Source organism: Formosa sp. F44 (assembly GCF_056238645.1).
In genome coordinates, this window is sequence record NZ_JBWDLJ010000001.1 from 747602 (window position 1) to 760148 (window position 12547).

14 protein-coding genes are annotated in these 12547 nt (G+C 32.3%); 7 read left to right on the plus strand and 7 right to left on the minus strand.

Going from position 1 to position 12547, the window contains the following annotated elements:
• Positions 1-99 precede the first annotated feature (99 nt).
• From AC0UBM_RS03045 to AC0UBM_RS03060, 4 genes are all read left to right on the plus strand, one after another.
• A complete protein-coding gene (locus tag AC0UBM_RS03045) occupies positions 100-888 on the plus strand; it encodes a tRNA pseudouridine synthase A (protein WP_475687598.1) in 789 nt (262 codons plus the stop codon).
• A 256-nt stretch (positions 889-1144) separates the two neighbouring features.
• On the plus strand, positions 1145-1303 hold the full coding sequence (locus AC0UBM_RS03050; RefSeq protein ID WP_382382945.1) for a DUF1328 family protein: 159 nt from the start codon (positions 1145-1147) through the stop codon (positions 1301-1303).
• Positions 1304-1347: 44 nt separating this feature from the next.
• On the plus strand, positions 1348-1887 hold the full coding sequence (locus tag AC0UBM_RS03055) for a hypothetical protein (protein WP_414034600.1): 540 nt from the start codon (positions 1348-1350) through the stop codon (positions 1885-1887).
• A gap of 68 nt (positions 1888-1955) precedes the next feature.
• Complete coding sequence (locus AC0UBM_RS03060; protein ID WP_475687599.1) at positions 1956-2633, plus strand: DUF2461 domain-containing protein; 678 nt, start codon at positions 1956-1958, stop codon at positions 2631-2633.
• A gap of 17 nt (positions 2634-2650) precedes the next feature.
• Here the strand turns inward: AC0UBM_RS03060 and AC0UBM_RS03065 are convergent, their stop codons facing one another.
• Positions 2651-3064: a glyoxalase gene (locus AC0UBM_RS03065; RefSeq protein WP_414034598.1), complete on the minus strand. Its 414-nt coding sequence runs from the start codon at positions 3062-3064 to the stop codon at positions 2651-2653.
• A gap of 121 nt (positions 3065-3185) precedes the next feature.
• Here AC0UBM_RS03065 and AC0UBM_RS03070 point away from each other — a divergent pair, with 121 nt between their 5' ends.
• The 3 genes from AC0UBM_RS03070 (at position 3186) to AC0UBM_RS03080 (ending at position 4867) form a co-directional block, all read left to right on the plus strand.
• Entirely contained in the window at positions 3186-3578 is a 393-nt protein-coding gene (locus AC0UBM_RS03070; protein WP_414034597.1) for an acyl-CoA thioesterase, read from the plus strand.
• A gap of 83 nt (positions 3579-3661) precedes the next feature.
• The gene (locus tag AC0UBM_RS03075; RefSeq protein WP_434036099.1) at positions 3662-4165 is read left to right on the plus strand and encodes a hypothetical protein; all 504 of its coding nucleotides are present in this window, start codon (positions 3662-3664) and stop codon (positions 4163-4165) included.
• Positions 4166-4192: 27 nt separating this feature from the next.
• Positions 4193-4867, plus strand: coding sequence for a YiaD family glycine zipper/OmpA-like lipoprotein (locus AC0UBM_RS03080; RefSeq protein WP_475687600.1), 675 nt, complete (start codon positions 4193-4195; stop codon positions 4865-4867).
• A 93-nt stretch (positions 4868-4960) separates the two neighbouring features.
• Here the strand turns inward: AC0UBM_RS03080 and AC0UBM_RS03085 are convergent, their stop codons facing one another.
• The 6 genes from AC0UBM_RS03085 to AC0UBM_RS03110 form a co-directional block, all read right to left on the minus strand.
• Positions 4961-6205 carry a mechanosensitive ion channel family protein gene (locus AC0UBM_RS03085; RefSeq protein WP_475687601.1) on the minus strand — a complete coding sequence of 415 codons (1245 nt, stop codon included), beginning with the start codon at positions 6203-6205 and terminating at the stop codon, positions 4961-4963.
• Entirely contained in the window at positions 6206-6496 is a 291-nt protein-coding gene (locus AC0UBM_RS03090; protein WP_414034593.1) for a DUF3817 domain-containing protein, read from the minus strand.
• A gap of 96 nt (positions 6497-6592) precedes the next feature.
• Entirely contained in the window at positions 6593-7999 is a 1407-nt protein-coding gene (locus tag AC0UBM_RS03095) for a TolC family protein (RefSeq protein WP_475687602.1), read from the minus strand.
• Complete coding sequence (locus AC0UBM_RS03100) at positions 7996-9351, minus strand: HlyD family secretion protein (RefSeq protein WP_414034591.1); 1356 nt, start codon at positions 9349-9351, stop codon at positions 7996-7998. The genes AC0UBM_RS03095 and AC0UBM_RS03100 overlap by 4 nt, the downstream gene beginning before the upstream one ends.
• Positions 9351-11018, minus strand: coding sequence for a peptidase domain-containing ABC transporter (locus tag AC0UBM_RS03105; RefSeq protein WP_414034590.1), 1668 nt, complete (start codon positions 11016-11018; stop codon positions 9351-9353). Before AC0UBM_RS03105 ends, AC0UBM_RS03100 begins: the two co-directional genes overlap by 1 nt.
• A gap of 425 nt (positions 11019-11443) precedes the next feature.
• The gene (locus AC0UBM_RS03110) at positions 11444-12277 is read right to left on the minus strand and encodes an OmpA/MotB family protein (protein ID WP_475687603.1); all 834 of its coding nucleotides are present in this window, start codon (positions 12275-12277) and stop codon (positions 11444-11446) included.
• Between the last annotated feature and the right edge of the window lie 270 nt (positions 12278-12547).

The following is a 12547-nucleotide window of genomic DNA, read 5'->3' on the forward strand; positions in this document are numbered from 1 at the left end:
AATATAATTTGTAAATTTAATCAGGTTAAAAGTAGTGATTTTTTTGAGAAGTCTATTAAAATCGGTTACTTGCGTGTCCTTATATAAAAACATTTTCAGTTGAATAAACGTTATTTTTATCTTATCGAAATTCAGTATTTAGGTTATCGTTTTCATGGCTGGCAAAAACAGCCTAAGCTAAAAACGGTACATCTTATGATTGATAAAACCATGCGTTATATCATGGATGGAAAACCGTTTAAAACCTTGGGTTCAGGAAGAACAGATGCTATGGTGTCTGCGCAACAAGGTGCTTTTGAATTGTTTTTAGAAGATAAAATTGAAGATGAAGTAGCCTTTTTAGAACTCTTTAATTACAACTTACCTCAGGATTTAAGAGCATTGTCCATTACTGAAGTCGATAAGGATTTTAACGTGATTAATGCGTCTAAAATGAAAGAATACGTTTATGTATTTGCTCATGGTGCTAAATACCATCCGTTTTGTGCGCCGTTAATGACCACCATTTTAGATCCGCTGGATATCGAAAAAATGAAAATAGGAGCTAAGCTTTTTGAAGGCGCTCATAATTTTAAAACTTACTGCTATAAACCTTCAGAAAAGGGAGTTTTTAATCGTGAAATAGATACTTGCGAATTGGTTGAAAACACAATTTTCACGGCAAGCTTCTTTCCGGAGCAGTCTTATATGTTGCGTGTTAAAGGCAAAGGTTTTATGCGAAACCAAATTCGTTTAATGATGGGGGCACTTATTAAACTAGGTAAAAATGAGATCACTTTAGATTATATTAAAGAAAGCCTTAAGGCCGAAAGCACAGAAGTTATGGACTACATTGCTCCAGCTTCAGGCCTAGTCTTAAATGCTGTCGAATATGAAACGACAACGTAAATTTATACGTCTAATATAAATATGTGCTAACCTTATTTTTTAGCCATGCATTCTTCAGCAATCAACCGAGTTCTAGTGGTAATTAGATTTCTTCTCCACACTACATTTTTATAAAATTACAGTAATAATAGACGGTGCTATCATTTTTAAGGCGCTTTGTATAGAGTCAATATAAAAAGTGTTAGAGAACTCCTACACTGTATAAAACATTTAATTTTACAGTAAAATAATATTAATCATTTAAAAAATTAAAATTATGTTACGTTGGACTATCACATTTATCATTATAGCAATTATCGCAGGAGTTTTAGGATTTGGAGGCATTGCAGGTGCGTCGGCCGGAATTGCAAAAATTTTATTTTTCGTTTTTCTAGTACTTTTTGTACTATCACTTTTAAAAGGTGTTATGAAGTAAATACGACGACTTAAAATTTATTTATAATCTTAAAAATTAAAATTATGAAATCAATTTATATAGTGGTGGCATTACTGTTTATGTATACAGTAAACGCCCAAACCGATCCCAAGAAAGATGTTACTGTCGAATCTAAAAAGGTAATAACAACTATTAATAATGGGAGTGAAATTAAAAAGAATACAGTAGAATATCAGAAAAGAACGGAGCAGGATGTTAAACTCGCCGAAGGCGATAAAAACAAGATTAATCAGAGTCGTGTAGATACACCAGCTCAAGTTACTGAGACTGTTAGAGTAAATAATAATACACCGTTTACATCTGATAGAAAATCTATGCAATACGAATTGGATGGGAAAATGTGTCAATTTGATATCCATGAAAACGGATTTTTAATCACCGATTCGACTAGTAATACACCTACAAAAGTAGAACAGTCTGATGCCGATTCTACCCAGTTTGTTATGAACGATAATGGAAAAACCGGAATTGGTTATTTTGACGAAAAAGGAAACTTTATAGTACAACAGTTCGATAAAAATTCGAATGAAATTGTATCTAAAGTATATACTTTAATAAAATAAAAGTAGCTTGTTTAATTTGCTATAGCCCTAGTTTACTAGGGCTTTTTTATATCTTTAGCCTCACAAAAATGTATGATATGATTTCTAAACGTGTACTTGATTATTTAACTGAATTAGAGCAAAATAACGATAGAATATGGTTTCAAGAGCATAAATCTGAATTTAGAGCTGTAGAAAAAGAGATAAAGGAAGCTTATAATGCACTATTTACGTTATTAAAAACACACGATGATGTCGATGCTGTAAAAATCTTCAGAATTTATAGAGACGTTAGATTTTCTAAAAATAAAACACCCTACAAAACACATTTTGGTGGCTCTATTCACAGAGCTAAACCAAGTTTAAGAGGTGGTTATTATTTACAAATTAAGCCAAATAATCAATCTTTTATAGCTACTGGGTTTTGGGATCCGTCTAAAGAAGATTTACTAAGAATAAGAAAAGAATTTGAAGTCGATGCCCAAGAGATGAGAGATATTATGGGAGACAAAAAATTTAAATCGACTTGGGGAAATATAGAGGGCGAGGAGCTAAAAACTGCTCCAAAAGGATTCTATAAAAATCATCCCGATATTGATCTCATTAGAAAGAAGCAATTTATCTTTTCTAAAAAGTACACAGATCAAGAGGTTTTAGATCCTGATTTTCTAAAAAAGGTAAATAATGATTTTAAAACCATTAGACCTTATTTTAATTATATGAGTGATGTATTAACCACAAATATAAATGGAGAATCACTCATATAATTAAAGATAATTAGGTGTTAAACAGCACTAGCTAGTGGAGCATCTAAAATTTGAATATTGCTAACAAGTTGATCTTTTACTATGTTCATCATACGTTTATTGAGTGCTGAGGAGTTTTTAATATAAGTCAAGTATTCATCAACGGTAAACTGGCCGATAATCATACCCTTAATAGAGTTTCTAAATTTAATGTCTTTCTGAATGGCATTTTCTATGAAAATAACCTTTTTTGGTGTGCTTAAATCATAGAACATACTTTTGTGTTTTGTAATGTAGTTTCTTAAGACTTCAATAAATAGGTCCTTTTGAAATTTAATAACAGGCCGTAATGTTTCGTTTTGAAAACGTTCGTCACTACTCATGTTTTCGCTAAGGGTTCCATAAGATGTGGCTGGTCGCATAGCTGTAATAGTGTTGTGTCTTGTAGTCATAATTTTAAACATTTTTCTTAAAATTATTAATTATCCCACTTGAATTTTTTATTAACGCCATTACTTGTTAACCTTGTTATGAACAATTATTAATTTACCTTTACCCAAAAAAATATTATTTATGAGATTTCATACCAGAAAATGGGTAAAACCAGAAGATTTAAATGCTAACGGAACATTATTTGGAGGTAAGTTATTAGCCTGGATTGATGAAGAAGCTGCATTATATTCGATTATTCAATTAGAAAACAGCAAGGTGGTGACTAAGTATATGTCTGAAATAAACTTTTTAAGTTCTGCTAAGCAAGGTGATATTGTTGAAATAGGTATACGCGTAGAAAAATTTGGAAAAACATCGTTAACGCTTTTTTGTGAAGTACGAAATAAAATGACTAGAGAAGCTATTATTCATGTCGATAATATTATCATGGTAAACTTAGGGGAAGATGGAAAACCTAAACCACACGGTAAAACAGAAATTGAGTTTGTTAAAGATCGATTGAGTAATCAATAATTACATTAAATATTGAATAAAATTATAAAATTCTGTACTAAAAATATTAAATTAGTATTAATTAATAAATAACCACTTTAAATATGAAAAAATTAATTTACATGACTTTAGCGCTTATCGTGATGTCATGCTCGGGAACGAAATCTACTGCAGCAAAGCAACCAAGCAAGAAAATGTTAAAAGGGACATGGGAAGTTTCTAATATTAAATTTGTTGGAGATAAAGGACTTTACAAAGCATTTTTATTTGATTTAGCAGACTCTTCTTGCTTTAAAGGCGGAGAATGGGTGTTTATTCCTAATAACGGATCAGGTAAATTCTCTACCAATGTAAATAGTTCGATTTGCGAAGCCTATACACAAACTATTCATTGGTCGTTTTTAGAATCGGCAGACGGGTTTACTCAGTTTCAGTTTAAATACGTAGGAGACGATGTTAAGGCTAAAAATGTAAAATCTGGTTACCGCGGAACGATTCAGGAAATTAGTGAAAATATGATGATTCTTAAAGTACCGTCTGAATATGAAGGGAATCCATTTGATGTTATTTTAACATTTAACAAGACTTCAGACAGCATTGAAATGTAATAATTTATTATAAAAAACCAAATACACATGAAAAAATCAACAAGTATATTACTCGCTTTAGCACTAATGTTTTCATTTACATTTGTGAGTTGCGACGCTATTAAAAATGCAAACGATACTCAAAAAGGAGCAGGAATTGGTGTTGCTGGAGGTGCCTTAATTGGTGGACTAATTGGAGGTAACGTTACAGGTGCTTTAATTGGAGCAGCTGTTGGTGGTGCAGCCGGAGGAGTTATTGGTCACACAATGGATAAACAAGCCGATAAAATTGAAGAAGCTTTACCAGGTGCAGAAGTAAACCGTGTAGGTGAAGGTATTCAAATTGTTTTTGACGATAAGAGTGGTGTTACTTTCGCTACCAATAAAGCAGATTTAACAGCGGCGGCTAAAGAAAATTTAGATGCTATTGCCGAAGTATTCATTGAATTTCCTGACACAAACTTATTAGTTGAAGGACATACAGATAATACAGGGAACGACGATTATAATATGACGTTGTCTAAAAAAAGAGCACAATCTGTTGTTACTTATTTACAAAGTAAAGGGGTAACAGGCGATCGTTTTGATGTTAATGCGTATGGAGAAACAAAGCCTAGATTTGATAATAACACTTCAGAGGGCCGTTCTAAAAACCGTCGTGTTGAGATTGGAGTTTCTGCAAATAAAGAAATGATTGAAGATGCTAAAGCACAAGCAAATTAGACTTCAACTACAAATACAATAGCATGAAAAAAGTCGAGCATTATGCTCGACTTTTTTATTACTATATCATATGTCATCTAAATTCACCTTATATTATTCCTGTTCTGGAGAATAATTGGAGAACTCATAAATTTCTAAATCAAAATAAGGAATGGCAGCTAAACTGTGATCGAATATATCGGACATGATATACTCGTAATTTTGCCATCGCTTATCGCTACTAAAAGCATAAATTTCTAAGGGTAAACCTTGGGACGTAGGCGCTAATTGTCTAGTCATTATCGTCATGTCTTTATTAATAGCAGAATGACTTTCAATATAACTTTGTATATATTTTCTGAATACTCCCAAATTAGTCATGTTACGGCCGTTAATTAATACAGACTTGTCAATCTTGTTATTTGTATTATAACTATTAATATCGTCTTGTCGTTGCGTTAAATAATCTGTTAGTAGCTGAATTTTTTTCAATTCATTTATTTGTTCATCAGTTAAATAATGCACACTTTTTGCTTTAATAATAAGCGCACGCTTAATTCGTCTTCCGCCTGAATTACTCATTCCTCTCCAATTTTTAAAAGATTCTGTAATTAAAGCATAAGTAGGAATATTAGTGATAGTCATATCAAAATTCTGAACTTGAAGTGTATTTAAGTTAATTTCAATAACCGTTCCGTCCGCACCAAATTTTTCCATCGTTATCCAGTCTCCAATTCTTACTGTATCGTTAATAGCGACCTGTATACTCGCTACAAATCCCATAATGGTATCTTTAAAAATTAATAACAATATGGCCGATGCCGCTCCCAAAGTGGTAAAAAAGGTTTTGATATCAATTCCTGTAAGCATTACAAAAATTAAACCAACGCCAATTAACCATAAAAATAGCATAAGAACTTGTATATAGCTATCTATAGGTTTATCTCGAAGTCTTGGAAGTGTTTTAAAAAAAGATTCTAAGGTGTTTAGTATGCTTCTAATAATCCAAAGCACCAATACAACACAGTATAATTTTAAGAGTAATTCTACAATGCTTTCAAAAGCAGAGAAGTCAGCAAATACAATGGGTATGCATTTTAAAGCGATAATTAAAGGAACAACATGAGCAACGTTTTTAGGAACCTGGTGGTTAACTAATAAATCGTCGAACTTAGTTTTAGATTTTGCTGCAAATGTAGAAAACGCTTGAAGTAGAATTCTTCTAGCAACAATATCTGCTATAATTATAAACAAAACCAATAAAACCAATAAAGCAAGCATATTTAAGTATGTCGCTGAGTTCTCGGAAAGATTGAGTTGTATAAAATAATCGTAAAAAAAATGTGTGAATTTTCGCATTTATGAAGCGGGTTTAAAATATTTAGAATCTGCAATAAAAGTTCCGAAAGGGACTAAGGACGCTAATAAAACAAGAGCTATGGTTTTAAGACTCCATTTTAATTCTATTCCAACTAATATGGCTAATACAACATAGCCCACAAATAATATACCATGAGGCATTCCTAAAAGTTTTACATACTGCGGATCGTGAAAAAGATATTTTATAGGTACAGCAATACCCAATAAAAGGATGTAAGAAATTCCTTCTAAGAAGCCAATAATACGTAGCGATTTTAATAGTGAATTCATAAGATATTTTAATTTTTGCAAATATACTAAAGGAGAAGTATGTTGCTTTATATTTTATATGAAATCCTATATTTTAACTATCAATTTAGTGCTTCATTATATTGATAATCCTAAACTGTTATACAGTTTGGCAATAGCTGTTAAGTGTTTCGTTTGTAAACTGTTTTCTTTTAATTGGGCATCGATTAACTTTTGTTCACGAGAATTTATAAGGAATAACGAACTGTCTCCCATAGCGAATTTACGTTCTTCCGCTTTCACCATAGCCTTGTAATCGTTCACCATGTTTTTTACCAATTCGTTTTGCGTTTGAAGGGAGCTTATTTCGACTTCAATCGCTGCCGCTTTATTTTTTATATTTAACACCGCACTCATTCGATCTAATTTAGCATCTCGTAATTTTAAATTGGCAAGTTCTAAATCTCCTCGTTCTTTTCGTAAAAAGATTGGCATACTAAAATTTACATATGCCTTATAATTTGCAGTATTAAAAGAATCTAATCGCTCTGCATCTTGCGTTAAAAAATTATATTGCAAATCTAATTTTGGAAGTAATTTCGTTTTTTTATAGAATTTATCGATATCCAACTGTCCGATTTTGGCATCTAAACTCATTACTTTTGGATGCAAATCTAATAGCTCTTCATTATTATCTAAATCTTCTATAAGTAACAAAGCTTTCAGGTTTTCTATATCGGGTGAAGTAGGTAAAACATCCGATTGTACTTCCATAGGAATATCGTTTATCCATAAAAAGTTACTAAGCTCTAATCTTGCTTTTTCCATATTTAAATGGGCAACTTCCAAACCTAATTGTCTATCCGAATAAATAATTCTAGCTTCTGTAATATCTATGGCAGCTAAATCTCCTGCTTCCACACTACTTTCTATGGCATTTAAACGGGTTTTAGCATTTTCTAAAAACGACTCATAAATTTGATGTTCTCTATTTGCTTGAAACCAATTAAAATACGCTTTACTAGCTTCAAACAACACATCGTTAATAAGTAAATTTCGTTCTGCTACCGTTTGTTCCTTAAAATATTTGGCCTTTTTTAAAGTCGCCATACGCTCATCAATTAATAATCCTTGAGCTAAAGAAAAGGAGACACCTGCACTGTATAATCCGTCTTCAGGAACCGTTAAGCTAGGGTCTAAATAATACCCCGTATTATTTTCGTAATTGGCTTTAAATTCAATCCCGTACCATGTCGGAATTTTAAAAGTGGAATAAAACACATCGTAATATTCAGTGCCTTTAAATTTCTTTCGACTATAGTCTACTTCAATTTTAGGATCAAATCCACCGCGTGCCTTAAGCAGGTTTGCTTCACCCGAACTTAAAGTAATATCGGCTTGTTTCATCACTGGATGATACTTCTTTACATATCCCAAGTACTCTTCGAAAGATAAAATTTCAGGATCTAAAGGATTTTGTCCATGTGCGGACAACGCAAATGTATGTATAGATATTAAAGTTAATATGAATAGTCTTACTTTCATTTTTTACTGCCTTTTTTGCTTGCTGTTTGTTCTGGTTGATAGTAGTTAGGAGGGAAACCATTTAAGTTTCTCCATAATTCGAACCAGATCGGTACATCTTCTAAAAGGGCAAACGTATTTGCACCCGAACCAACACTTACTTTTTCTGGCCAAGGATGCTCATCTGATAATGGTGCAATTAGAACTCTAAACTTTCCGTTAGGACTTATAAAAGATTCTATAGCCACTACTTTTCCTGCAAAAGTTCCGTGGGAAGTATTAGGCCAGCCGCTAAAGAAAATAGATGGCCAACCATCAAATTGAATACGCACTTCGTCCGAGATGTGTAATAAAGGTAAATCGATAGGATTTATATAGGTTTCTACAGCGTGCTGATAGTTTGCAGGCATAATCCCAACAATCTGTTCGCCTTCCTTAAATGTTTCTCCAATACCGCCTTTTATAGCTTTAGTAATATAACCGTCTTGAGGTGCTTTAATAAAGTACATATCGCTACGCATTTGGTAATTTGTAGATTGGCTCTCTAGCTTAGACACCTGAGCTTCGGCATCGTATCGATTTGTTTCGGCCGTGAACTTATCACTGTTGGCCTTTGCAATTTTATCGGCATACTCCGCACTAATTCTACTAATTTCAATACGCGCATTTATAATGTTGTTTTCACTAGTCAGTAATTTATTCTCTGCGGCTATTAGTTTGGCTTGAGATTCTTGAAGTTTTACACGAGTGGCTTCAACATCTTTAACCGATTTTAAACCTTCGTCCTGTAAGGTTTGCGTTCGAATATATTGACCTTCCGTAATTTTTAAATTGTTTTTTATGGCTTCTAGATCCATACTGTCACTTACCACTTTAAAGCGGGCTTGTTCGAGTTTGTTTTTCGCCTGGGATAATTTTAATTGCTCTTCATTTTTTAACGCAACAATTTGTCCTTCTAAAGCACTTACTTTTTCTATATAAGATAATACCGACTTGCTTTTAGCGTCTCTTTGTACATTAGTTCTAGCGACTAAATTCGGATCTTGATATTCATTTTTAATTTCAGAAATGTGTAAAATCGTATCCCCTTTTTTAACAAATTGACCTTCTGTAACATGCCATTTTTCAATACGTCCAGGAATAGGAGATTGAATGGTTTGCGGTCTTTGGTCTGGCGTTAAAGTGGTAACAAATCCACGACCTCTAACATTTTGCGTCCATGGTAAGAATAACGTGATAATTATAATTATAGAAAAAATGGTCAATAATTTATTAAACACCTTACTACCTTTAGCCGAAAATGCTTTTTTATAGGCCTTAAATTGGGTTAAGGACACTTTTTTATTAAGCTGATTTTTTGATATGTTTAGCATTATATATTCGCGTTATTAATTATTTGTCCATCAGATATTTCTAAGGTTTTATTACAATAGGTCCACCAGTGCACATTCTGACTAGAAACCACAAGTGCCCAAGGTCTGTCTTTTCCAGTTAAATATTTAATTAATTCTTCGGCTTCGTTATTCTCGAAATATTCTAAAGGATCTTTTAGTAACAATAGTTTAGGTTGGTGCACAATCGCTCTAGCTAGTAAAATACGTTTAGATACGGTGAATGGTATTTGCTGCCCTTCTGGATCTAGCTTAGAACCAATACCATTAGGTTGTGTTTTTATAAAAGATAATAAGCCTGTATTTTTTAAAACTTCGTGAAGGTGTTCTTGAGATACATCTGTTCTTCCAAATGTTATGTTCTCTAAAATAGTACCTTCAAAAGGTAATTGAGAAGGTAAGACCTGACCAACACCAGCTCTGTATTTATTGGGCCAAATTCCAATCATGGAAATGTCGTTAACATAGAAACCACCATAAGTAGAGGTTAGTAAGCCCGACAATATCTTTAATAAGGTGGTTTTTCCTGCCCCAGATTTTCCGTCTAAAAGAATACGATCTCCTTTGTTTATGGTAAAAGAAATCTGACTTAAAACCTTATAATTAGTTGGGTCACGATAGGTTAATTTATCCAACTCGATATGTAAATCGCGTTCTACTTTAAAAGGATCTTCTCCAGATTGTGGTTCTAATTCTTTATCTACTACTTGTCCAATTTTCTCTAAAGAGGTAAGTACATCGTAAAAAGATTCTAAACCATGGATTAATTTCTCTACAGACGAGATTACTAATAAGATAATGATTTCTGCAGCAACAAATTGACCAATATTCATTTGCTGATTTATTACTAGTAAACCTCCAATACTAAGTAAACCCGCGGTTACCAATACTTTAAATCCGATAAGTTGCATAAATTGAACCACTAAGATTTTAAAATGATCTTCTCTAGCATCTAAATATTTAGTTGTTAAATAATCATTTTTATCCATAGATAATGTCGTTTTTCCCGATAATTTAAAACTCGTTAACGATCGCGAAACTTCCTGAATCCAGTGTGCAACTTTATACTTGTTTTTAGATTCTAATAAACTAGTCTGTAATCCTTTTTCTGCTGTAAATCGAAATACTATGTATATTAAAAGTACTAGTAATAAACCGTACAGGATAAAAAAGGCATGATAAAACGATAACAATATAAGTCCGAATATAATCTGAAGTGCGGCCGCAGGAAAATCGATTAAAATTTTAGATAACCCTTTTTGAATCATTAAAATATCGAAAAAGCGATTAGCTAATTCTGGTGGGTAGTCGTTATAGAGTTCCTTCATTTTTATTTTAGGAAATCTGTATGTGAATTCGAAAGATGCTCGGGTAAATATTTTTTGCTGAATAGATTCTAAAATTCGCATTTGCATCAGTTGCAAAATACCTTGGAATGCGACACCTAAGGTTACTAGAACTACCAATACAATCCAAGAAGAAGATACTTGAGCTCCTTGAATTAAGTTAATTATAGCCTGTATACCAAGCGGTAATGTTAGTGCTACTAATCCAGCAAAAATTGCGTAATAAAATATCTGACGGATGTCCTTTTTATCTAATTTTAATAAATTGATAAAACGCTTCCAGGGAGACATAGTTTCTTTCATATAAACCAAATGTTTAATTTTTTTTGCAAAAAAAAAAGGTACCAATACATGTCTATAAAAGTGAAGAAAGCAGCTAACATGTAGGTAAACCTAAACCCGAATATGTTCGGCAAGTTGCATTATTGTCGAGCACTTTTAATACCAATAGACAAAGTATATTGCATTAGGTTAGTGGCAATATCTATAGGTAGTTAATTAAAATCGCAAATAAAATATGTACTATTTAAATTAATTTTTGTTAATAGTGATTCAGTTTTACCTGTTTCACACCCGAAATTTAAAGTATTAAACACTGAATTCCGTATTTAGAAAAGTTAAGGATTTCTTAATTGCGAAATGTTCAATTTTTTGCTTTACATATTTTCAATTTAACAAAAAAAGACCGCCGTAAGGCAGTCTTTCTTATATATTATCAAGCTATGTTATTATTCAATATCGCCCATTAACGCAAAGAATTTGTTAATATTTGGTAGAATAACAATACGGGTTCTTCTGTTTTTTGCTCTATTCTCATTAGAATTATTCTCAACTAATGGATGGTAACTGCTTCGTCCAGAAGCAATCATCTTTTCTGGAGCGACATTATAATCGTCTTGTAATTTACGCACCACCGATGTTGCTCTTAATACACTTAAATCCCAGTTATCTTTAATAGCTCCAGTATTTATACTTCTTGAGTCTGTATGTCCTTCAACCATAACTTCTATACTTGGTTCAGAATTAATAATATCTGCTAATTTTTGAAGTATATCGTTAGCTTTATTGCTCACTCTATAACTTGCTGTGTTAAATAGCATTTTGTCCGAAATCGAGATCATCACCACTGTTTCGTTAATGTCAATGGCAATATCTTCGTCTTCATTTAAAGCATTGTTATCTAAAGACTTTTGTAAATTATAAGATACTGCAAGATTCATAGAATCTTTAAGTGTTTTCGCTTCGCTTAATTTGGCTGGATCCACATGTTGTAATGTTTCACGCATACTTTTTTTAGTGTCGTTAGAAATAACAGCGACATCCCCAACAGCTACCATTTGGGCATCATTTTCTTCAGTTAAAGAATTTATTTTATTATTATACGCATCAACACGCGATTGGATTTCGCTAAACTTAGCTTCTAATTCTTCTTTTGCAACTGTTGTTTTTGTAAGTTGACTTTTTATTTCGCCATTTTCATGTTCTAATGCAACGTATTTCTTTTTTGAAACACAAGAGGCCATTAAACATAATGCAATTACTCCGATTGAAATTCTTTTCATGATTGTCTATTTTGATTTATTATATGTACGCTTAAATTGGATGTATAGATTTTTAAATTTTTTACTGTTTTTAAGGTTTACGGCCTAAATAATTGATTTGTTGAAGGATAACTCTTAAAAATAATTTAAATAAAATCGTTTAAAATGTATTATCACCGACAAATGGTTAGGTGTTCAATAATAATTTTCAAAACTACAGTGGCCTTAGAAGCCTCACGACTTCATTCTAATATTTTTTTAACTCATTCGCTATATAAATGTTTTACTTGA